Annotated in this window: 12 protein-coding genes and 4 pseudogenes; 13 read left to right on the top strand and 3 right to left on the bottom strand. The window is 68.3% G+C overall.

What is annotated here, in order from left to right:
• Positions 1-360: pseudogene (locus ABTZ58_RS36730) on the top strand (2-oxoacid:acceptor oxidoreductase subunit alpha); the annotation flags it as partial.
• Positions 350-1,375 (top strand): 2-oxoacid:ferredoxin oxidoreductase subunit beta, encoded by a 1,026-nt coding sequence (locus tag ABTZ58_RS36735; protein ID WP_351366769.1) that lies wholly within the window; start codon positions 350-352, stop codon positions 1,373-1,375. The pseudogene ABTZ58_RS36730 and the gene ABTZ58_RS36735, both read left to right, overlap by 11 nt.
• Before the next feature lie 146 nt (positions 1,376-1,521).
• On the opposite strand, the gene ABTZ58_RS36740 is transcribed toward ABTZ58_RS36735, so the two are convergent.
• On the bottom strand, positions 1,522-1,971 hold the full coding sequence (locus tag ABTZ58_RS36740; RefSeq protein WP_351366772.1) for a hypothetical protein: 450 nt from the start codon (positions 1,969-1,971) through the stop codon (positions 1,522-1,524).
• A 559-nt stretch (positions 1,972-2,530) separates the two neighbouring features.
• Here ABTZ58_RS36740 and ABTZ58_RS36745 point away from each other — a divergent pair.
• The 11 genes and pseudogenes from ABTZ58_RS36745 (at position 2,531) to ABTZ58_RS36795 (ending at position 18,815) form a co-directional block, all read left to right on the top strand.
• Positions 2,531-2,725, top strand: coding sequence for a hypothetical protein (locus ABTZ58_RS36745; protein ID WP_351366775.1), 195 nt, complete (start codon positions 2,531-2,533; stop codon positions 2,723-2,725).
• A gap of 21 nt (positions 2,726-2,746) precedes the next feature.
• Positions 2,747-2,872 (top strand): annotated as a pseudogene (locus ABTZ58_RS36750) (hypothetical protein); the annotation flags it as partial.
• A gap of 46 nt (positions 2,873-2,918) precedes the next feature.
• A pseudogene (locus ABTZ58_RS36755) lies at positions 2,919-3,227 on the top strand (transposase); the annotation flags it as partial.
• A gap of 1,084 nt (positions 3,228-4,311) precedes the next feature.
• Positions 4,312-5,304, top strand: coding sequence for a LacI family DNA-binding transcriptional regulator (locus tag ABTZ58_RS36760; RefSeq protein ID WP_351366778.1), 993 nt, complete (start codon positions 4,312-4,314; stop codon positions 5,302-5,304).
• Positions 5,305-5,598: 294 nt separating this feature from the next.
• On the top strand, positions 5,599-6,957 hold the full coding sequence (locus tag ABTZ58_RS36765; protein ID WP_351366781.1) for an ABC transporter substrate-binding protein: 1,359 nt from the start codon (positions 5,599-5,601) through the stop codon (positions 6,955-6,957).
• Positions 6,958-7,023: 66 nt separating this feature from the next.
• Positions 7,024-7,935: a carbohydrate ABC transporter permease gene (locus ABTZ58_RS36770; RefSeq protein ID WP_351366784.1), complete on the top strand. Its 912-nt coding sequence runs from the start codon at positions 7,024-7,026 to the stop codon at positions 7,933-7,935.
• Positions 7,932-8,831, top strand: a complete 900-nt coding sequence (locus ABTZ58_RS36775) for a carbohydrate ABC transporter permease (RefSeq protein ID WP_351366787.1) — start codon at positions 7,932-7,934, stop codon at positions 8,829-8,831. The genes ABTZ58_RS36770 and ABTZ58_RS36775 overlap by 4 nt, the downstream gene beginning before the upstream one ends.
• Positions 8,828-10,861, top strand: a complete 2,034-nt coding sequence (locus ABTZ58_RS36780; protein WP_351366790.1) for a beta-galactosidase — start codon at positions 8,828-8,830, stop codon at positions 10,859-10,861. The genes ABTZ58_RS36775 and ABTZ58_RS36780 overlap by 4 nt, the downstream gene beginning before the upstream one ends.
• A gap of 97 nt (positions 10,862-10,958) precedes the next feature.
• Positions 10,959-13,073 carry an alpha-galactosidase gene (locus ABTZ58_RS36785; RefSeq protein WP_351366793.1) on the top strand — a complete coding sequence of 705 codons (2,115 nt, stop codon included), beginning with the start codon at positions 10,959-10,961 and terminating at the stop codon, positions 13,071-13,073.
• Positions 13,074-13,385: 312 nt separating this feature from the next.
• Positions 13,386-14,896, top strand: a pseudogene (locus ABTZ58_RS36790) (beta-L-arabinofuranosidase domain-containing protein); the annotation flags it as partial.
• A 652-nt stretch (positions 14,897-15,548) separates the two neighbouring features.
• On the top strand, positions 15,549-18,815 hold the full coding sequence (locus tag ABTZ58_RS36795; RefSeq protein WP_351366796.1) for a LamG-like jellyroll fold domain-containing protein: 3,267 nt from the start codon (positions 15,549-15,551) through the stop codon (positions 18,813-18,815).
• 142 nt (positions 18,816-18,957) lie between these two features.
• Here ABTZ58_RS36795 and ABTZ58_RS36800 read toward each other — a convergent pair whose 3' ends face one another.
• Positions 18,958-20,460 carry a family 43 glycosylhydrolase gene (locus ABTZ58_RS36800; protein ID WP_351366800.1) on the bottom strand — a complete coding sequence of 501 codons (1,503 nt, stop codon included), beginning with the start codon at positions 20,458-20,460 and terminating at the stop codon, positions 18,958-18,960.
• A 111-nt stretch (positions 20,461-20,571) separates the two neighbouring features.
• Complete coding sequence (locus tag ABTZ58_RS36805; RefSeq protein ID WP_351366803.1) at positions 20,572-22,932, bottom strand: AbfB domain-containing protein; 2,361 nt, start codon at positions 22,930-22,932, stop codon at positions 20,572-20,574.
• Positions 22,933-23,056: the final 124 nt, after the last annotated feature.

The following is a 23,056-nucleotide window of genomic DNA, read 5'->3' on the forward strand; positions in this document are numbered from 1 at the left end:
GTCGACGGCATCGACGTCCCGGACCTGGAGGTCGACGACCCGGACGGCGCCCGGATCCTGGTCCTCGGCTGGGGCTCCACCTACGGACCGATCACCGCCGCCGTGCGCCGCATCCGCAAGCAGGGCGGCCGGATCGCCCAGGCCCACCTGCGCCACCTCAACCCCTTCCCTCACAACCTCGGTGAGGTTCTCGCCCGATACGAGCGGGTCGTCGTACCCGAGATGAACATGGGACAGCTGGCGGCACTTCTGCGTGCCAAGTACCTGGTCGACGTGGTGTCCTGCACGCAGATCAATGGCATGCCCTTCAAGGCAGAGCAGCTGGCCCGCGCGCTGGAGGAGGCATCCCGTGGCAACTGACCTCAAGCTCACCGCCAAGGACTTCAAGTCGGATCAGGAGGTGCGCTGGTGCCCCGGCTGCGGTGACTACGCGATCCTGGCCGCCGTGCAGGGCTTCATGCCCGAGCTGCGTGTGGCGCGGGAGAACATCGTCTTCGTCTCGGGCATCGGCTGCTCCTCCCGCTTCCCGTACTACATGAACACCTACGGGATGCACTCCATCCACGGCCGCGCCCCGGCCATCGCCACCGGCCTCGCCACCAGCCGCCGCGACCTGTCCGTGTGGGTGGTCACCGGCGACGGCGACGCCCTGTCCATCGGCGGCAACCACCTCATCCACGCCCTGCGCCGCAACGTCAACCTCAAGATCCTGCTGTTCAACAACCGCATATACGGCCTGACCAAGGGCCAGTACTCACCGACCTCCGAGGTCGGAAAGATCACCAAGTCGACGCCGATGGGCTCCCTCGACGCCCCATTCAACCCCGTCTCGCTGGCCCTGGGCGCGGAAGCCTCCTTCGTCGCCCGCACCGTCGACTCCGACCGCAAGCACCTCACCGACGTGCTGCGCCAGGCCGCCGCCCACCCGGGCACCGCGCTGATCGAGATCTACCAGAACTGCAACATCTTCAACGACGGCGCCTTCGACGCCCTGGAGGACAAGCAGTCCGCGCAGGAAGCGGTGATCCGGCTGGAACACGGACAGCCGATCCGCTTCGGCACCGCCCGGTCCAAGGGCGTCGTACGGGACCGGGCCACCGGCGATCTCAAGGTCGTCACCGTCACCGCCGCCAACGAAGCCGACATCCTCGTCCACGACGCCCACGCGGCCTCCCTCAACACCGCGTTCGCGCTGTCCCGCCTCGCCGATCCCGACACCCTGCACCACACCCCGATCGGCGTCTTCCGCTCCGTCGAGCGACCGGTCTACGACGCACAGATGACCGACCAACTCGACACCGCGGTCGAGCAGAACGGCAAGGGCGACCTCGCCGCACTCCTCGCCGGCGGCGACACCTGGACCGTCGTCGGCTGATCGCGGAGAAGAAGGCGAAAGGACCCCGGCCGCGCACCGCGCCCAGCAGGGCACACTGCACAGCACTGCATTGCACTGCACCCGCACTCGCGCCTGTGCCTGCGGCCGGGGCAGCCCTGTCGCCGCCTTTTCAGGGGCGGGAGTCGCTACCGCTCGGACCGCAACGCGTCGAATCGCATGAATCCCGTGAAGCGGGCCGCGAATGAGGGCGAGACCTGGTCGTCGAGTGAATTCCGTACGCCCGCCATCACCTCGGAATCGGGTTGTCCGAACACCTCGAAGCGTTCCACCCGGCAGTGCTTCATCACTTCCCGGATGTACGGCTCGGACATCTTCCAGTGCGCGCGGACGGAATCCGAGTCCCGGTACATCTGGAAGCTGTGTGCGAGCAGCTTCTGCTCGTCGATGAACACCTCCACCATGACCTGGGGACCGTGCTCCTCCACGAACCGTACGGCCCGCTCCGTGGCTTCCCGGTAGGCGTCGAGATGCCCTTCGGTGATGCGCATGGTGTTGCGGAAGAGGAGGATTCCGCTGTCCGGTGCGTCCACGTTGTCCACGCCTTCTGCCTCCACGGCGATTGCTCTTCGGGTCACGACATTCCACACGTTCCCCGAGCGGTGCCCGCGGACTCCCCGGAGCCCCGCCCGCTGGCGGACATCACCCGACTGCCGTCCCCCATAGCTCGCGGCACACCCGCGGCGCGGCTTTCACCCTCCGCAAGTGACAAAGTGCCCCCCGCGGTTCGGGCGGCATGGCGAAGAGGGCGGCAGAGTCGCAGAAACCGCAGTCGTCGTACGAGGTTCGGCCGTTCGGGACACTCCCGCGTCAGCGGGGAGGGCGCACGACCACCGCGAACCAGTGCTCCAAAGCGGACGGATCACCCCCGCGCCGGCGGGGAAGACCGCGCCCCCCTCATCACCGCCGGCCTCGGCACCGGAGTACCCCTGCGCTTCGCTCGATGTGGGGTGCGCGGACAGCAACCAGCCTTCACGCGCCGACCGCTGGACTGACGTGTCATACGGGTTCGGGCGCAGGGCAAGGAGGTGCTTAACCGTCTAGTCCTGTCGTCGGACTCCCTTGCTGGAGTGCGCGGACCAGGCCGATTCGTTCAGATCGCCCCCGCTGGCCGAGGTCGTCGGCGATGATGTCCGTGTGACCAACCGCGTCAGTACTGTGATCTCGGCCTTCGGCGTCCTTGCCAGCACGGTGCTGCTCGCCGGTGCCGTTCGCGAGTACCGCTCCGGAGTATCGGCACTCTGGATCGCAGCTGGAGCTGCGATCTTCCTCAGCGCCTTGTATGCGCTCGTACGGGACGTGCGACGGCTGCGTACAGGACAGGCGACCTGACGAACGGCGCCGATCCAGACCGTGTCCTTCGGCCGTTGGTCCGGATGTGCCGAGACCGACGCGCAGTGGGCGCGGATCGAGCCGTTACTCCCGGACCGGACGCCGAAGCGGGGTGGCCAGCGGAGGGACCACCGGGAGGTGATCGACGCGATCGCCCTCAAGGTCCAGACCGGATCACAGTGGGTCCACCTGCAGGCCGGACACGGTCATGGCCGACAAGGCGTACTCCTCCCGTGCGATCCGCGATCACACGCGCAAGCGCTGGATTCGGGCGGTGATTCCCGTCCCGGCAGATCAGCGGAGCCACCGGGCACGTCGCGGCAGCCGAGGCGGCCGCCCGCCTGCCTTCGACCGCGAGACCTACAAACGACGCAACACCGTCGAGCGGTGCATCAACCGCCTGAAGCAGTGGCGCGGCATCGCCACCCGCTACGAGAAGACCGCGACCATCTACCTCGCCGGACTTCACATCGCGGGCATCTTCATGTGGTCCGCCCGCTGATCCAAACGAAACCGCCTGGGCGGCCATGATGGCATCTGCCGCCGGAGTGATGGAGCCGGCCGTCCAACAATCAGCAGGGCGCACCCTCGATCTGCATTGTGCGGTCAGTGCACCTACGGTCCGCTTTCCGGGGTTGCAACGTTTTCCCCCGCCCGCTTGGTCCGTCCCTGGTGGGGGTGGTACAGGCCTCTGGCTTCGGTCATGGCGCGCTGCCAATTGCGGTCGCGGCCGCCATGCTCGCGGGCCAGCCTGGCGGCCATGCCGCGCTGGTGCTCACCAGCCTTTTGGAGGGCCTCCAGGGCGAGGGCGACGGCCCGGTCCCGCTGTGCGCGGTCCCGGCCGCCTCCCTGATTTCCCCGGCCGCACGCCGTCCTGTGGCGTGCAGACGCCCGGTGCCGACGTGTGTTGTCCAGGCCGCCCAGAACACTTCTGCAGCTTTCTGCGGGTAGTGCTGCCTACGGTTCAGGATGCAAGCCACCGCCGGGAACCGGAGCTCCTTCGGGTACCGGTCGCGCTGGGCGTACCAGCGGTTCACGGTCGCTGGCGAAGCCCCGGTTAACTTCGCGACCCATGCCCTGCTCACCACCCAACGACCGTCATGGAACCGACACGACGCCTCGTCATCGCTCGTCACCGGCAACTCCTGAACGCCTTGCGCGGACAGAGACTGACCACCACTCCACGTGGCACTTGCATGCATCCCTGGCCCGCTGCTGCGAGGGTGCTCTCGCCCGGTTCGTTCACCGCAGCGGACTTCGGCGAGGACGCCTCTGACGATCTGCCCTCCCCGCCTCCCGTGCACGCCTCCGCGGCGTGGTGCACGCCGACGCGCTTTCGTCGCTTGGGCACGGCCGCGTGCTCGGTCCTCTCGCGCGAGTCACGCCGATCACCTCGCGCGTCAGTGCGCACCGTCTGGCGATCAGCAGCTGGTCCGTTCGATCCTGGCCGTCGTCCCCAGGCGCGCGGCAGGGTAACCGGCGCTCCATGACGGATCGCCGTCGTCGCTGTGTCCGAGGCATGGAAGCGCTTCCATCGGAGTGTGCGAGGTGAAGTAGGGTGACGGCGCACGAAGGGAGCGTGAGCAGTGGCTGAGCGGGTCACCATGGCAGATGTCGCCCGTGCGGCCGGAGTCTCTTCCGCCACGGTCTCCTACGTCCTGTCCGGCAAACGAGCCGTGGCGCCCGAGACGCGGGCGGCGGTCGAGGCTGCCATCGCCGAGCTCGGCTTCACCGTGAACACGGCTGCACGTACGTTGCGAACGGGCCGCTCCAGCCTGGTGGCGCTGATCGTGCCCGACATCGCCAACCCGTTCTTCGCCCAGCTCGCGGCCACCTTGCAAGAGGAGTTGCGGGGCATGGGCATCCATGTCGTCGTCTGCAACACGCGAGCGCGCCGGGACGAGGAGCGCGCATTGCTGGCAGAGGCGGTGCAGCAGCGCTTCGCGGGTGTGGTGATCACGCCTTTCCGGCTGCTGCCCCGCGACATGCAGACCCTGACTGACGCCGGTATTCCCGTGGTGGTCAGTGCGGACGTTCCCTTCGGTCCGGTCGATCTGGTGACGCCCGACGCGCGCACCGCGACCAGGCAGGCGCTGGAGCGGGTGACCGCCGCGCAGCGCCGACGCATTGCGATGATCGCCGGCCCGAGGGACGCGACTGGTGGCGATCCGCGTCTGGAGCTCCTCCGCGCGCTCGCCCGACAGTTCGGCACCTCCCTGCCGCGGGAACTGGTGATCCGTGGCGAGCACACCCGCGAGGCGGGAGCCGGTGGTTTCGCCCAGTTGATGAACCGGCGCTACCGGCCGGACGCGGTCTTCTGCGCGAACGACGTGATCGCGATTGGCGCCATGGACAAGGCGCGTGAGCTGGGCATCGCCATCCCGGGTGATGTGGCGCTGGTGGGGCATGACGACGCCTCCTTCGCCTCTCTGGTCCATCCGCAGCTCACGACGATCCGCTATCCCGCCGATGGTGTCGGCCGAGCCGCTGCCCGGCTCCTCAAGGAACGACTCGACGGCCGCAGCGTGCATCGCACCGTTCAGGTGAAGGCGGAGTTCGTCGCACGAGCTTCGGGCTGAACAATCGCCCTTAAATCGGGCATAGTCGCTGAATACCGCTCCATCAGTCTTCGGTACGTCACCGTAGCGTAATCGATTCCGTCTGGCGAGGCTCTGTCTCAAGTTGAGCCTTTACGGAGACAAAATGCCAGGTCAGAAGGCTCGTCGGTGGTCCTGGCGCGGTAGTCGGGACGGTTACGATGAGAACTCGATGTCTCCCGATGTTGTCGGTCCTGTTGACTTCTGTAGATTCTTGTTGTGAAGGTTGCGGCCACCGCTTTTTCGAGGCGGACCCTGAGTGCAAGGAGCAACCTCATGTCAACGCGTGATCGCACTTCGACTCTGGCCAGGCGCTGCATCGCCGGTGCGGCGGTCCTGGCTCTCGCGGCCGCCACCGGCTGCGGGGGCGGCAGCGGCAAGGACGACGCGGCAGCGGACAGCTCCTGCAAGGAGTCCTCCGGCAAGGTCACCTTGCAGTACTGGTCCTGGGTCCCGGGCATGCAGGAAGCGGTGGACGTCTGGAACAGGCGGAACCCCGACATCCAGGTGAAGCTCAAGACCACGCCTGCGGGCAACGCGGGCACCTACCAAAATCTCTCCAACGCCCTGAAGGCCGGTAAGGCACCTGACCTCGGCCAGATCGAGTACGACTCGCTGGCCAGCTTCCGCCTCAAGGACGGCCTGCGTGACATCTCCTCCTGTCCTGGAGTGGAGGCGGCGGGGGAGAAGTTCGTGGACTGGACCTGGTCACAGGTGGAATTCGGAGCCAACGGGGAGGACGGCGTCTGGGCGGTGCCGCAGGACACGGGTCCCATGGCGCTCTTCTACCGCAAGGACATCTACGACCAGCTCGGACTCAAGGCGCCGACCACCTGGGACGAGTACGCGGACCAGGCCCGCAAACTGAAGCAGGCGGGCAAGTACATCACGCACTTCTCCCAGACGGACCCCAACTGGTTCACCGGCCTGCTGTGGCAGAACAAGGCCACCATGTTCGAGCGTGAGGGGGACGCCTGGAAGGTCACCGTCGACCGGCCCCAGAGCCGTCAAGTCGCCGACTACTGGCAGAAGATGATCGATGACAAGCTCGTCGCCACCGATCTGCAGGGCTTCTCGCCCGCACTGTACAAGGCGTGGAACTCCGGCGAGGTGGTCACCTGGATCAGCGCCGCCTGGGGCTACAGCACCATTCGCGACAACGCCAAGTCCACCGACGGCAAGTGGGCGGTGGCGCCGATGCCGCAGTGGCAGGCGGGATCGAAGCAGGCCGGCAACTGGGGCGGTTCTACCACTGCGGTGCTCGGCAAGAGCAAGCACCCGGCCGAGGCGGCCAAGTTCGCCCTGTGGCTGAACACCGACCCCGAGGCGCTGGAAATCCTGAACCGCGAGGGCGGGCTCTACCCGGCCGCGAAGGCGGGTCTCGACCTGCCCGCCCTGAAGAAGCCTGTCGACTTCTACGGTGGGCAGAAGATCTTCGACGTGTTCGCTCAGGCTTCCGCGAACGTGGACACCAACTTCACGTGGGGCCCGACCATGACCGACACCTATCGCTACCTCAGCGATGGCACCGCCGGCGTCATCAGCGGCAAGAGCACCCTCGCCGACGTGCTGAAGCAGACCAACTCCCAAAGCGTCGAATCCCTGCGCAAGCAGTCCCTCGACGTCGAGGACTGACCGGACGTCCTCCCTGCCCTTCCCTGCCGCCCACGCGGCAGGGATCAGCACCTGCAAAGGCTTCCCGTGACACCCACCACCGTCCACCCCGGGCCACGCCGCCGTCCGCGCCGAACCCGCGCGCCCTACGCTTTCCTCGCACCGTTCCTGATCCCCTTCGTCCTGTTCACCCTCGTGCCGGTCGGCTACGCCTTCTGGCAGAGCCTGCACAAGACCGAACGCACGGGCGGCACCTTCGGTCGCACGCAGTCAGTCTTCGCCGGATTCGAGCAGTACGCCGACATCCTCCAGGCACCCTTCTTCACCGACAGTGTGCTGCGCGTCGCCGCCTTCGCCCTGGTGCAGATTCCCGTGATGCTGCTGCTGGCCCTGGCCCTCGCGCTGCTGCTCGACTCGGCGGTGGCCCGTGCCAAACGCTTCTTCCGCCTGGTGTACTTCGTGCCATACGGCATCCCCGGCGTGGTGGCAGCCCTGATGTGGGCGTTCCTGTACGACCCGCGCCTGTCACCCATCGTGGATCTGCTCAACTCCGCCGGAGCGCACGTCGATCTGCTCGGTCCGGGCGCCATCCTGTGGTCCATCGGCAACGTCGTGACCTGGACGTACACGGGTTACAACATGCTGATCCTGTACGCCGCACTGCAGGCGGTTCCCTCCGACATCGAGGAAGCCGCCCGGATGGACGGAGCCAACGGCTGGACCATCGCCCTGCGCATCAAGCTCCCGATCATCCGGCCGGCCCTCGTCCTCACCGGCGTGTTCTCCATCATCGGTACCTTCCAGCTCTTCACCGAGCCGCAAGTCTTCCGTTCCATCTCCACGAGCGTGACCAGTACCTACACCCCCAACCTCGCCGCCTACTCACTCGCTTCCGGCGACGACTACAGCGGCGCGGCGGCCCTGTCGGTCATCCTGGCCGCAGTCACCTTCCTGTTGTCCTTCCTCTTCCTCCGCTTCACTTCCAGGAGGCAGGCATGAGCCTCCTCACCCGCACCGCGGGAGCCCACGCGACCTCCGCACCGGCCGGACGCCGACCCCGCATCACGGTGTCGACCGTCGTCGCCGTAACCTTCATGGTCCTGGTCGCCTGCTACATGCTGCTGCCGGTCTACTGGCTGCTCATCTCCTCCACCAAGAGCCAGAGCGACCTCGTCAGCACCCAGGGCCTCTTGCCCGCCGAGTGGCACCTGGGCGACAACCTGGCCTCGCTCTTCTCACAACAGGACGGCGTCTTCGCCCGCTGGCTGCTCAACAGCCTGCTGTACGCCGGAGCCGGCGCCGCCGTCGCCACCCTCCTTGCTGCCGCGGCCGGCTACGCCCTGGCCAAATACGCTTTCCGGGGCCGCGAAGTGCTCTTCTCGATCGTCCTCGGCGGTGTCCTCGTACCAGCGACGGCTCTCGCCCTGCCCCTGTTCCTGCTGTTCGCGCAGGTCAATGCCACGAATACCTTCTGGTCGGTCTTCCTGCCCAGCATCGTCAGCCCGTTCGGCGTCTATCTGTCCCGCATCTTCGCCGCCGCATCCGTGCCGGACGAGGTGATGGAGGCCGCGCGCATGGACGGAGCGAGCGAATTCCGCATCTTCCGCACCATCGCGCTGCGGTTGATGGCACCGGCGCTGGTGACCATCTTCCTTTTCCAGTTCGTGGTCATCTGGAACAACTTCCTGCTGCCGCTGGTGATGCTGCAGGACGACCGCCTCTACCCGGTCACCCTCGGCCTGTTCACCTGGCAGTCGCAGACCAGCCGCTTGCCCGAGCTGCAGACCCTCACCATCGTGGGAGCCCTCATCTCCGTCGTTCCCATCGTCCTCACCTTCCTCCTCCTGCAGCGCTACTGGCGCGCCGGACTCGCCGCCGGAGCCGTGAAGTCGTGAACCACCCCCTGACCGAACTCGACAAGCGCCTCGGGGGCATCGCCTACGGCGGTGATTACAACCCCGAGCAATGGCCGCCTGAGGTCTGGCACGAGGACGTGCGCCTGATGCGCGAGGCCGGCGTGAACCTGGTCACCGTGGGCGTGTTCTCCTGGTCCCGCATCCAGCCCCGGCCCGGCGCCTACGACTGGAGCCTGCTCGACGAGGTCCTTGACCTGCTGTACGACAACGGCATCGCGGTGGACCTCGCCACCGCGACGGCCGCCCCACCTCCCTGGTTCACCCGGCAGCACCCCGACGCGAGGCCGGTGACGGCTTCGGGCACCCGCCTGTCCCATGGCAGCCGCCAGGTCTTCTGCCCCAGCCACCCGGCCTACGCCGAAGCCGCCGACGCCCTCGTCGCCCAGATGGCGGCACGCTACGGCCACCACCCCGCCCTGGTCATGTGGCACGTCCACAACGAGTGGGGCAACCACAACGCCCTGTGTTACTGCGACGTCAGCGCGAGGGCCTTCAGGACGTGGCTGGGCAAGAGATACAGCACCCTGCAGAACCTCAACGAGGCGTGGGGCACGGACTTCTGGGGCCAGCGGTACGGCGACTGGGAGGAGATCGACCCCCCGCGGGACACGACAGCCTTCCGCAACCCGGGTCAAGAGCTGGACTACTACCGCTTCTCCTCCGACGCCCTGCTGGACCGCCACCGGGCCGAGGCGGCTTTGCTGCGCCGCTTCGCCCCCGGCGTACCCCTGACGACCAATCATCTGGGGACGCTGGAGAAGAAGGTCGACGCCTACGCCTTCGCCCCCGAGTGCGACCTCGTCTCGGTCGATCACTACCTCCCCGCCGCAGACCCGAACGGGCACATCGACCTCGCCCTGAACGCGGACATGACGCGGGGCATGACCGCCGGCCGACCCTGGCTGCTCATGGAACACTCGACCTCTGCCGTGAACTGGCAACCCGTAAACGTCGCCAAACGGCCCGGGGAGATGCGACGCAACAGCCTGGCGCACCTGGCCCGAGGCGCGGACGGCATCATGTTCTTCCAGTGGAGACAGTCACGTGCGGGAGCCGAGAAGTGGCACTCCGCCATGCTGCCGCACGGCGGCACCGACACCCGGATCTGGCGCGAGGTACGGGCGCTGGGAGCGGAGCTGGCGGGCCTCGCCGACGTGACGGGAGCCCACGTTGAGGCTGACGTCGCACTGCTCTTCGACTGGAACAACTGGTGGGCGCTGGAACTGCAGGCCCGCCCCTCCGCCCGCATGCGCTACCTCGACCTGGTCCGGGACTGGTACGAGGCACTGTGGACGTTGAACATCACCTGCGATGTCATCTCCCCGGGGCAGGACCTGACCCCCTACAAGGCGGTTCTCGCCCCCAACCTGTATCTCCTCGCCGACGAGCACGCCGACGCGCTCAGCCGGTATGTCCGCGAGGGCGGGCATCTCGCTGTCGGCTGCTTCAGCGGGGTGGTGGACGCCAACGACCAGGTGCGCCTGGGCGGATATCCGGGTGCGCTGCGTGAGGTGCTCGGACTTCGCGTCGACGAGTACCTGCCCCTCCGCCCGGGTGACACGATCCGGCTGAGCGACGGCAACGCCGCGCAGCAGTGGGCCGAACGCATCGAGCCGGAGGGCTGCACTCCGACGGTGTGCTTCACGGACGCCCCCGAAGGAGGCCCGGCTCGGGGCGGCCCGGCCATCACCCGGCACCACTACGGTGCGGGAACCGGCTGGTACGTGGCCACCCATGCCTCCGTGCACACCTTGCGGGAAGTGATGCGGCAGGTCGCCGGCACAGCAGGACTCCGCTCCGTCGCGGACGTCCCCGACGGAATCGAGGCGGTGCGCCGAACCGGCTCTGCCGGCTCCTTTCTCTTTCTCATCAATCACACCGACGAAGACGTCGAGGTACCTGTCGGTGGAGTCGGGCTCATCGGCTCCGCGAGCCACGGCTCCCACACGAAGGTCCCCGCTGGGGGAGTGGTCGTCCTCCGTGACGATCGGCCGGCGGAGCAGGCCTGACCCTGCGGTCACGATCCGACAATTGCGTTGTCCCCCCTCTTCATCACGGAGTTTCCTCATGTTTGCCCGAATGGCCACACGGTTCCACCATGGGGCGGTGGAGATCGACGAACCCAGTGGCACCGTGGTCTTGAGCACCGGCACCTGGTGTTACGTCCTGCGCATGGACGGCGTCGAAGGAACCGTGCGACACGTTCACTGGGGCGCGCCTGTTCCCTTGGCCGACGCTGCGGCGCTGCCGGTGTGGGCCGACCACGACAACAGCTTCGCCGGGCGTTCGGACGGGGTGGAGGAGTACCCGGTCGAGGGGGGCGCGCGGTTCGGCGTGCCGGCGCTCGAGGTGCGGTTCGCCGACGGCAGCAGCCCGGTCGAACCCGTGGTGGAGGGGTGGAGAGTCGTCGGCGAGGGGCACATCACCCTCCTGCAACGAGATCGGTCGCGTCCCTTGGCCTGGGAACTGCACTACCGGGTACGGCCCGGTGGGAACGTGATCGAGCGCTGGACGGAGCTCACGCACATCGACGAGGCGGCCACGGATCCGGTGCTTCTGCGTCGCGACGCGTCCGCGCACTGGCCGCTGCCCCAGCGAGCGAACTGGAGACTGTCCTCTGTCCATGGTGGCTGGTCCGCAGAGAACCAACTGGAACGCTGCCCCCTGCCTTTCGGGGAGACAACGCTGACCAGCCGGCGCGGACACACCGGTCACCACGCCGGCCCCTGGGTCATGCTCGACGCCGGTGATGCCACCGAGGAGAGCGGAGAGGTGTGGGCCATGGCCCTGGCCGCGAGTGGCAGCTGGCGCCTCACGGTTCAGCGCACCGCGGCCGGGCGCGTGGGTGTCGTGGCATCCGAAGGGCACGAGGGTGTGGAACTCAGCCTGCCTCCCGGAGGGCGGTACACCACGCCGATCAGCGTGGCGGTGTACAGTCCGGACGGCTTCGGCGGCGCCAGCCGTGACTTCCACACCTATGTGCGCCGGCATGTGCTGCCACATCCGGACGAACTCCGGCCAGTCCTCTACAACTCCTGGGAGGCCACCTCCTTCGAGGTCAGCGAGGAGAACCAACTGGCGCTGGCGCGGCGCGCGGCCCGCTTGGGAGTGGAGCTGTTCGTGGTCGACGACGGCTGGTTCGGCGCCCGGGACGATGACTGCGCCGGCCTGGGCGACTGGAGGCCGCACCGGCGCCGCTTCCCGCGAGGTCTGCGCCCGCTGTCCGACGAGGTGCACGGCCTGGGCATGGCGTTCGGCGTGTGGGTGGAACCGGAGATGGTCAACGCCGACAGCGACCTGTACCGCGCTCATCCCGACTGGGCGCTGCACCTGCCGGACCGGTCCCCGACGGAATTGCGGCACCAGCTCGTTCTGGATTTCTCCCGGCCCGAGGTGATCGACTGGGCGTACGGATGGCTGTGCGATTTGGTCGGCGACAATGACGTCGACTTCCTCAAGTGGGACTTCAACCGCTCCTTCACCGAAGCTGGCGTCCACGTGGGTGGTCAGGATGCTCGCAAGGTCTACGTGGAACACGGCAAGGGTCTGTACCGGGTGCTGGATCGGCTGCGGGAGAGGTTCCCGCGCCTGCGTGTGGAAGGTTGCGCGGGCGGGGGAGGGCGCATCGACCTGGGCATCATCGGCCGCAGCGACCAGGTGTGGACCTCGGACAACACCGACGCGGTGGACCGGCTGACCATTCAGCACGGCTTCGGGCAGATCCACCCGGCGGGAGTGATGTCGGCCTGGGTGACCGACAGCCCCAACCCGCTGACTGGGCGCGTCGCCCCCCTCTCCTTTCGCTTCCACTCGGCCATGGCGGGAGTCCTGGGCATCGGCGGCGACCTTACGCGATGGACAGCGCAGGAGTTGACCGAGGCGGCTCGCCTGGTCGCGGTGTACAAAGAGATCCGTCCGGTGGTGCAACACGGTCGTCAGTACAGGTTGCTTGCTCCTGGGGAAAGGGCTTTGTCGGCCGTTGAGTACACGAGCGCCGGCGCCGATCGGGTGGTGGTGCTGGTGTGGCGCCCTACCGCTGCTTTCGGGCCCGGGCATCCACCGCTGCGGCTGCGCGGTCTGCATCCGCACGGCCGTTACCAGGACGAGGACACCGGTGCACTGTGGACAGGCCAGACCTTGGCAGCCTATGGGCTGCCGATACCTCAACTGCCGTCAGGTGACTGCGCGAGCGCACTGGTCCGGTTGCGACGGATCGACTGACGAACGACAGGCGTTACTCGGTGTGAGTGGTGGCCGAGGCGAGCGCGCCATGGCAGGCAGGCCGGAGCGCGTCAGGTGGCGTGGGGTACGCAAGAGGCGTCGCCGCCAGCCGGAGCGCGGGTCCGTGACCGGTCGAGCACCCCAGGGCTTCTCCGCGGCCCTGCACGCGTCCTCGGTGACATCGTTGGAGAATCTCAAGTGCGTCGGCCGCCGGGTGTGGCCAGCCGGCCGTTCAGCTGTGCTCGTGCGTGAAGATCATCGCACCACTGTCAGCGATAGGCTGTGGGCAGTTACAGCCGGGAGAGTCGAACCGCCCATGGGTTCCGCGAACCCGCCCAGTACGCGCAGGTGACCGGTGACGCGGAGCTGACCCGAGCCGCCTACCGCGCCTACGAGAGGGTCATGAAGGTTTACGGGCAGTTCCCGGGCGGCGGCATGGCCGGTGACGAGAATTACCGGCCTGGTTTCACCGACCCTCGGCAGGGCTTCGAGACCTGCGGCATCGTGGAGTTCATGGCCAGCCACGAACTGCTCACCAGGATCACCGGTGACCCGGTGTGGGCGGACCGCTGCGAGGATCTGGCCTTCAACATGCTGCCCGCCTCCCTGGACCCGCAGGGCAAGGCCATCCACTACATCACCAGCGCCAACAGCGTCGACCTGGACAACCAGCCCAAGACACAGGGGCAGTTCCAGAACGGCTTCGCGATGCAGGCTTTCCACCCCGGCGTCGACCAGTACCGCTGCTGTCCGCACAACTACGGTATGGGCTGGCCGTACTTCAACGAGGAGCTTTGGCTGGCCACCCCGGACGGCGGACTGGCCGCGGCGATGTACGCCCCCAGCCGGGTGCGCGCGCAGGTCGCCCAAGGCACCACGGTGACCGTGACGGAGGACACCGGCTACCCCTTCACCGAGACCGTCACCCTGACTCTGTCCACGCCGCGCCCGGTCCGTTTCCCGCTGCGACTGCGCGTGCCCGGCTGGTGCGACGGGCCCGATCTCCGAGTCAATGGCCAGGCGGTGTCCGCAGCGAGCGGCCCCGCATGGGCCACCGTGGACCGGACCTGGCGCGACGGGGACAGGGTAAGCCTGCGCCTGCCCCAGCGGACCGCACTACGTCGTTGGCCCGACCAACACGATGCCGTGAGCGTCCAGCACGGACCCCTCACCTACTCCCTGAAGATCGGTGAACGGTACGAGCGCTACGCGGACAGCGACACCTTCACCGAGTACGAAGTACACGCGACCTCACCATGGAACTACGGCCTGACTCCCTCGCCCCGCCTGACCCTGACGCGTGACGCCGGACCCGTCCCCGACAACCCCTTCACCCATGACACGGTCCCGGTCCGCATCACCACCGAGGCCCGCCGCATCGAGGAGTGGATCGCGGACGACGAGCGAGTCGTCGCACCCCTCCAGCCCACCCCGCGCGCAGCGGCACCCATGGGGACGAGACCGTCACCCTCGTCCCCATGGGTGCGGCACGGCTGCGTATCACCGCCTTCCCGACTGCCTCACCCGACGGGCGGCCTTGGACGCCCGAACCGCCCTTCCGGCGGATCCGGAACAAGCACAGCGGCAAGGTGCTCGCCGTCGACGGCATGTCCCTGGAGAACAGTGCTCGGGTCGTGCAGTTCGACAACTCGGGCACCAGCGACCATGCCTGGCAGCTCGTGGACCGGGGCGAAGGCTGGTATCTGATCCGCAACGGCAACAGCGGCAAGGTCCTCGGCGTCGACGGCATGTCGACCGCCAACAGCGCACAGGTCGTCCAGTTCGACGACAACGGAACCGACGACCACCTGTGGCGTTTCCTGTGACCTCCGGGCCGTGAGGCCCGCGAGGGCACCGGGCGGCTGCCCGGACCACAACCCTCGTGCCCGCACGCGTCGGAGTCGGAAGTGCTGCCTGGGTGAAGTGCGACATCGCCGCCGAAAAGGCAGACGGCTCACCCAGGCGGCGCTGCGCACGTCGAGAACGCTTGCCCACACGGCGATGCCGCAACCGGTCACACACGCAGGCATCGGACCGGGAGCACGCTCGGGTCTGTGGTTCGCGGCTCATCGTTCCGCGTGATCCGTGGGAACAGTGAAGAGGCGAGAGCGCCGCACGGCGGCCATTGCCGCAAAGCCCGTGATTCGGCGAAGTAGGTCCCCGGTCACCTCGGCGTCCCGTCGGCGCGCCAGTAACCGCCCGCGGACGTACGGCTGATGAGCGACGGACACGCCAAAGCCATGGCGAGGCGCATGCCGCAAGGCCACCCCCCAGGCGTCCGCTGTGAGCGGCTGCCACAGTGGTGCGGGAGGTCTGGACAACTGTCGAGGGCCGTGCTGTCATTTCGACTGTCGCAAGTTTTCCAACGTTGCAAGAACTACTCCGCCGCATCCGTATCGGTCCTTCGTCGTCTTCTGCGACCCGGTTCTTCCGACGACCGGTCCTGGTCCGCGGCGCCTGTGCGAGGAAGGTTCGATGACAAGACAACACATCCGCCCCCGTGCGGAACTGTGGGCGCTGCTTGCGGTGGCCGCTCTCCTGGTCCCCACAAGCGGACCGGCCACCACCGCATCGGCGGCAGAACCGATGGGCAGTGCGTCAGCAATCCCCGCCGAGGCAGCCGACGTCGAGGTGCACGGCCTGAAGGGCGAGTACTTCAGCATGTCGGCCCCGGGAGCGCGGGACTTCGTCGAACTCGGCGGCACGCTGCTGGAGCCGCAGATCAACTTCTCCGGTCTGACCAGCACCTTCCAGGAGCTGACCGGGAGGACGGAGCACACGACGGCCCGTTGGACCGGGCAGATCGAGGCACCGGCGACCGGCGACTACACCTTCTACGCGATCGGCGACAACGGCTTCCGGCTCTTCATCGACGGCGAGCCGGTCATCGACCACTGGGAGCCGGACTGGGACAGAGAGCAGACCAGTGCCGCGATCCGGCTGAACGCCGGGGAGAAGCACGACTTCCGCCTGGAGCTGTTCCAGGACTCAGGCGGCTCCAACATGCACCTGCGCTGGTCCGGGCCCGGCCTGTCCAAGCAGCTCGTACCGATGTCGGCGTTCACCCCGCCGGCCGGCTTCGAGGTCTATCCGGTGGAGCTGTCCGTGGCGGCTGACGGACGACGGCTGCGCGCCAGGTTCGAGGGCCGGGTCGGCGACCTGCAGGCGGTCAAGGACCACCTGAAGGTCGAAGCCGACACCACGGCCATGCCCCTGAAGTCGGTCACCGTCGCCCCTGACGACCGCAACTCCCTGCTCGTGACGCTCGCCGAACCCATTCAGAAGAACCAGCAGGTACGGGTCTCCTACGACGGCGAGGGCGGACTGACATCCGGCGGCGAGACCGTGCCGAAGATCATCCGTTACGCCGAGAACGCCTCCACGCACCGGCTCACCACCGCGTGGGGCGACAAGGTCGACAAGAGCCACCCGCTGCCGGAGTACCCGCGCCCGCAGCAGGTGCGCTCCCGGTGGAAGAACCTCAACGGCCCTTGGCAGTTCAGCGGCGCCGAGGCGGGCGAACAGCCCGTGTTCGGCAAGGATCTCGACGAGAAGATCGTGGTGCCGTACCCGGTGGAGTCGCAGCTCTCCGGACTGGAGCGGCACGAGGACCACATGTTCTACCGCAAGCTGGTGAACGTTCCCAAGGACTGGAAGGTCGGCAGGGGCAACCGGCTGAAGCTGAACTTCGGCGCCGTCGACTACCGGGCCCGTGTCTTCGTCAACGGCACCAAGGTCGCCGAACACACCGGCGGCTACGACGCCTTCAGCGCCGACATCACCGACGCGCTCAAGGGCAGCGGCCCGCAGGAGGTCGTCGTCGCGGTCACCGACACCGGCGGCGCCGACCAGCCGACGGGCAAGCAGTCCACCAGCCCGGGCGGCATCTTCTACACCCAGTCCTCGGGCATCTGGCAGACCGTCTGGATGGAGCCGGTCGCCGACGCCGCGATCGACAACGTTGTCTCCACGCCGGACATCGACACGAGCAGCCTCGCCGTGACCGTCCAGTCGGCCAAGGCGTCCGCCGGAGCCCGGGTCGAGGCCGTCGCCCGAGACAAGCGCGGCAAGATCGTCGGCAGGGTGAGCGGGCCCGCCAACAAGCAGCTGCGGTTGCCGGTGGCGAATCAGCACCTGTGGAGTCCGGACGACCCCTACCTGTACGACCTCGACGTCAAGCTCACCGACGGCAGGTCGAAGGACAGGGTCGGCAGCTACTTCGGCATGCGCGAGATCGGCATCGCGAAGGTCGGCGGCTTCCAGAAGCTCGTGCTCAACGGCAAGCCCGTCTTCTCCCTCGCCACTCTCGACCAGGGCTTCTGGCCCGACGGGCTGTACACCGCGCCCAGCGACGAGGCCCTCGCGTTCGACCTGAAGGCGCACAAGGAACTCGGCTTCAACGCGGTGCGCAAGCACATCAAGGTGGAGCCGGCGCGCTGGTTCTACCACGCGGACCGGCTCGGCCTGCTGGTCTGGCAGGACTTCGTCTCCGGCAACCTCACCAACGAGACCGGACGGAAGGCCTTCGTCGAACAGGGCCGGGAGATGATGCGCGAGCACCACAACGCGCCGTCCGTGATCGGCTGGATCGTCTTCAACGAGGGCTGGGGGGAGTGGGACCGCACGGAGACCGGCAAGATCACCGAGGCGGTGAAGGAAGCCGACCCGTCCCGTGTCGTCAACGCCCACAGCGGTGTCAACTGCTGCAACAGCAAGGGCGACTCGGGCAAGGGCGACATCATCGACCACCACGACTACAACAACGAGGACCCGCCCTTCCCCGACGCCGAGCGGGCGGCGATGGACGGTGAACACGGCGGCTTCACCCTGCGCACCCCCGGGCACATGTGGCCCGGCACCCCGACCGTGATCTACAGCGGGGTCGAGGACAAGGAGGCGCTGACCCGCAAGTACGTCGAGAACACCGAGAAGTTCTACCTCGACCAGGCCGCCGCCGAGCTGTCCGGCTCGGTGTACACCCAGATCTCCGACCTGGAGAACGAGCTCAACGGCCTCTACACCTACGACCGCCGGGAGATCAAGGTCGACCCGGTCCGGGTCCGTGAGATCAACCGCAGGATCATCGCCGCCGGCGCCGCCGCGGGCGAGCGGCTTCCGCTCAAGGGCGGCGGGCACTGGGCCCTCGACGAGGGCACCGGGACCACCGCGAAGGACGACGGCCCGAACGTCAGGGCCCTCACCCTCAGCGACGGCACCACCTGGACGCCCGGCGTCAGTGGCAGCGCGCTGAAGTTCAACGGTCTGGGACAGTACGCGCAGACCGACGGACCGGTGCTCGACACCACCGGAAGCTACACCGTGTCCGCGTGGGTACGCCTGGACGAACTGCCCGGCAACTACGCCACCGCGGTCAGCCAGGACACCCGGCGCCAGGCCAGCCCCTTCTACCTCCAGTACGGGCAGGGCGCGTTCGCCTTCAGCACTCCGGGTGAGGCCCGCGCCCGTCTGGTCACCACCCCCGAGAAAGGCCGTTGGTACCACCTGGCCGGCGTCCGCGACGGTGCCGACAACACGATCACGCTCTACGTCGACGGCAAGCGAGCGGCGACCGCCACCGGCGGCGCGGCCTACCCCAGCACCGGCGCCCTCGCCGTCGGCCGCGCCCAGTGGGGCGGCAACGCCACCGACTTCTGGAACGGCGCGGTCGACGAGGTCCACGCCTACGACAAGGCGCTCACCGAGCAGGAGGTGAGCGCGCTCCACTCGGCCGAGAAGCCGTAGCGGCACAGCGGCGCGGGCCCCGGCGGGGACATACCTCTCCCCGCCGGGGCCCGCTCGGCCTTCGTCGCCCGCGGCGACCCGGTTGGGACGGGTACCGGCCGACCGTCGGCCCGCACGAACCCGACCGGGCTGAACGTCGAGCTCAGCGGGCGGGCCACACCGCCACGTTGTCGAAGGACGCCGCGGTGCCGAAGACGCGTACGCCGGTGGCTCCGCTGGTGTACGTGGCGTCGGTGACGGAGATCTTCGGCGTGGTCAGGTCGTCGACGTACACCTTGATCGAGGTGCCGACGGCGGTCACCCGCAACCGGTGGGTCGATCCCGGTGCGATGGGCAGGCTCCGGCTCGCCAGCGGCGTCCAGCGGCCGTCGGCCCGGCCCAGCACGACCTTGCCGTCGGTGCCGATGCCCGCGTAGTAGCCGGAGTAACTGTCGGTGCCGACCGCGGGCCGCGTCACTCTGAAGGTCACTCCGGCGTCACCGCCGGGGCCCTGCGGTGTCACGTCGGCGTCGTAGGTGAGGTCGGCGAAGTCCGTGTCGAGCAGGGCCTTGCCGCCCAGGGAGTGCCCGGCCCGGTACCGGCCGTCGGCCGCCGACCAGGTTCCGCCGTAGGGCTTCCAGCCCAGGGCGTTGCCGTCGGCGAAGTTGTCCCGGACGCGCATCTCGACGCGGCGGATGGTTCCGTCGGCGTTGAAGTGCAGTCGGTCATAGGCGAGTTGCCGGTGGTTGCCGTCGGTCTCGCCGAGCGGGCGGCGATGGTAGACGATGTACCAGATGTCCGTGCCCGGTACGTTCACGACCGAGTTGTGGCCGGAGCCGCGGGCGACGGCGGGGTCCTGGGCCAGAACCTTGTCGATCTTCCTGAAGGGACCGGTGGGTGACTCGGACATGGCGTAGGACACGGAGTAGTCCGGGCCGGTCCAGCCTCCCTCGGACCACATGAAGTAGTACCTGCCGTTCCGTTTGAACATGAAGGAGCCCTCCGTGTAGTTCTCCGGAGTGATCTCCTTGTAGGTGGTGCCGTCGGGGAAGGTTCCCAGGCTGGTCATGTCCGGGTTGAGCTTCACGACGTTGGCGTGGTGCCAGCCGCCGTAGTACATGTACGCCTGACCGTCGTCGTCGATGAAGACGTCCTGGTCGATGGGCTGGGCGCCGTTGTGGAACCGGGAGACGAGCGGTTTGCCGAGGGCGTCCTTGTAGGGGCCCTCGGGACGGTCGGAGACGGCGACGCCGATACCGCCGAGCTGCGCGTCGTTCTGGATGTCGTTGGCGGCGAAGTAGAGGTAGTACTTGCCGTTGCGCTCCACCGGCGCGGGCGCCCACACCGCGTACTCGGCCCACGAGACGTCCGCGGTGGAGAGCACCTTCGGATGCTTGGTCCAGTGGATCAGGTCGGGGGAGGAGAAGGCGTCCAGGTAGGTCTGCTCGGCGTAGGCCTTCGAGGTCGTGGGGAAGACCCAGTACCGGCCGCCGTAGTACGCGGTGTCGGGGTCGGCGTACCAGCCGTCCACGAAGGGGTTGCCGGACTCGGCGGTGGTGTAGTCGGGCACGGCGGCGGCCGGTGTGGGCGACAGCGTGACGAGCAGGCCGCCGGCCAGCAGCAGGGCGCAGGACCTGGCCAGCAGGGCGTGGGTTCGGGCAGTCATGGCGACTCCAGGTGGGGCCGGAGGAAGGATCGACGGTCGGGGCGGGGGAGGGCGGCGGCGGGTCCCATGGACCGCCGCCGCCCCCGTGCGGTTCCGTTCACCGGGTCCCGGTCAGGGCGCCCAGGCGGCCTGAACGGCCCAGGTGGTGTCCTCCGCGAACAGGGCCGGGTTGTCCCAGGCGTGCGTGCCGCCCGGGGTGGCGAGCCACAGTTCGGCGTTGTAGTGGCGCAGGTACTGCTCCGGGAAGTTGTACGCGGACAGCCGTACGCCGCCGCCTGCGCCCCGGACGGGACAGAAGGTGGCGTCGGCCCGGTACACATCGCCCGATCCGGCCTCCTTGTAGACGCGGAAGTCGCGGTGACGCAGGTACTGCCCGGGGTAGTTGCGCGACTCGAAGCTGTAGCAGGAGCTGTTGGCGAGTCCCGGGACGACCTTCCAGGTGGCGTCGTTCTTCAGCAGGGCGTCGCTGCCGCTGTTCACGACCTCGGTGAAGACCGCTCCGTCCTTGTGGCGCACGAACCGGTCCGTGTAGCCCGGGGTCGTCGCCCGCAGCGACCGGTACTCGTTGACGGGCAGCGTGGGAGGAGCCGTCGCCCCGCGGGAGGCGTCGATCAGGGCCTGGTTGGCGGCTCTCACCCGGGCCTCGTCGACCTTGACCACCTGGCGGTCGTAGGTGAGCAGGCCGTTGACCTCGTTCTCGACGTCCGTGATCTCGGTGTAGACCGAGGCGGACAGGCCGCGGGGCATGCGCACTTCGCGGATCGCGTCGATGAGGCCCACGAACCGGTTGTTCAGGTGGGCCAGGTCGGGCTGGTCCTCGTAACTGAAGCCGCCACCGGGATACCACTCGTGACCGGCGACCCTGAGACCGAGTCCGCCGAACTCGCCGAGCACGGCGGCCCGGGTGGAACTGGGCACGGTGGTGCCGGGGCCGACGTACACATGGTGGTCGACGACGTCACCGTTGCCCCCGTCGACGGCGCCGCAGCAGTTGACGCCGCTCATGTTGTCGACCAGGCGCGAGGGGTCGTAGGCCTTCACCTCGTCGGCGATGCGGGCCTGGTCGTACTGGCCCCAGCCCTCGTTCTGGTTGACCCACATGACCAGCGACGGGGAGCTGCGGTGCTGGTCGATGATGCGGTCGTACTCCGCCTCCCACTGGGTGCGGGCGGCGGCGTCCGGGGTGTGTTCCATGGACGGCATGTCCTGCCAGACCAGAAGGCCGAGCCGGTCGGCCCAGTAGAACCAGCGCTGCGGCTCGACCTTGATGTGCTTGCGGACCATGTTGAAACCGAGGTCCTTGTGCTTTTGCAGGTCGTGGCGCAGGGCGGCGTCGGTGGGCGCCGTGTAGATGCCGTCCGGCCAGTAGCCCTGGTCCAGCGTGCCCGTCTGGAAGACGAACCTGCCGTTGAGGACCGGCCGCAGGAGACCGTCGACCCGGGCGATGCCGATGGAGCGCATGCCGGTGTAACTGCCGACCGAGTCGACCGTCGTGCCACCCGAGAGCAGGTCGGCCTTCACGTCGTAGAGGAACGGGTCCTCCGGCGTCCACAGGCGCGGGTTCGGGACGGGCACGGTGAACTCGGTGCCGACCGGGCCGGTGGCGGTGCCGACGGTGGTACCGCCCCTGGAGACGGTGACACGGGCCTGGTGACCGCTCGTGCCGGCGCCCCGCACGGTGACCTTCAGGCGGCTGTTCGCCAGGTCCGGCACCATGTCCAGGCGCGCGATGTGCGCGGGGGCGGTCGGCTCGAGCCACACGGTCTGCCAGATGCCCGACGCGGCGGTGTAGAAGATGCCGCCGCCGGGGTGCGTGGCCACATCGCGGATCCGCTGTTTGCCCACGGCCTGGTCACCCGTCTCGGTGGGGTCCCAGACGGAGACGACGATCGTGTTGGTACCGCCGTTGAGGAAGTCGGTGACGTCGTAGGAGAAGGCGTCGAATCCGCCGCTGTGGGTGGCGCCCGCCTGGCGGCCGTTGACCCAGACGGTCGTACGCCAGTCACTGGCGCCGAAGTTGAGCTGGACGCGGCGGCCGTTCCAGTTCGGCGGGACGGTGAACGTGCGCTTGTACCAGAGCTTGTCGTTCTGCGTGATCTTGCGCCGGATGCCGGAGAGCGCGGATTCCGCGACGAAGGGGACCCGGATCTGCTCGGTGAACGCGGCCGGCTGCCCGGCGTCGGCCGAGGTGACGGCGAAGTCCCAGATGCCGTTCAGGTTGGCCCAGTCCGGACGGGTCAGCTGGGGGCGGGGATACTCCGGCAGCGGTGTGTCGGTGGGGACCTGGTTCGTCCACGGGGTGGTCATGGGGGACGGCTTGGGCGTCCACGCCTGGGGCGCCGCGGTCGCGGGTCCGGTGACCGTCAGGGCCGTGCCGCCGGCCAGGGCGAGGGCGACGAGCGCGGTGGTGACCCACCGTGCTCGCCGTCTCAGCCGGCCCAACGGCCCACCGTCTGCGGGTACTCGACGCATCGTGCCTCCTTGGATCGTGGGGTGGGGAGACGTGCGCGTGCAGGGGGCGGCCGGAGGGGAGTCCGGCCGCCCTGACCGGTCCCGGCGGCCGGGCCGTGAGGGCTCGGCCGCCGGGCGCGGCCCG

Origin of the sequence: Streptomyces sp. NPDC094143, assembly GCF_040303825.1 — a bacterium.
Taxonomy (GTDB): domain Bacteria; phylum Actinomycetota; class Actinomycetes; order Streptomycetales; family Streptomycetaceae; genus Streptomyces.

Bases quoted from the DNA above. Each gene is read 5' to 3' on its own strand.
- ABTZ58_RS36765 (WP_351366781.1), top strand. From the start codon at position 5,599: ATGTCAACGCGTGATCGCACTTCGACTCTGGCCAGGCGCTGCATCGCC.
- ABTZ58_RS36775 (WP_351366787.1), top strand. From the start codon at position 7,932: ATGAGCCTCCTCACCCGCACCGCGGGAGCCCACGCGACCTCCGCACCG.
- ABTZ58_RS36795 (WP_351366796.1), top strand. From the start codon at position 15,549: ATGACAAGACAACACATCCGCCCCCGTGCGGAACTGTGGGCGCTGCTT.
- ABTZ58_RS36800 (WP_351366800.1), bottom strand. From the start codon at position 20,460: ATGACTGCCCGAACCCACGCCCTGCTGGCCAGGTCCTGCGCCCTGCTG.
- ABTZ58_RS36805 (WP_351366803.1), bottom strand. From the start codon at position 22,932: ATGCGTCGAGTACCCGCAGACGGTGGGCCGTTGGGCCGGCTGAGACGG.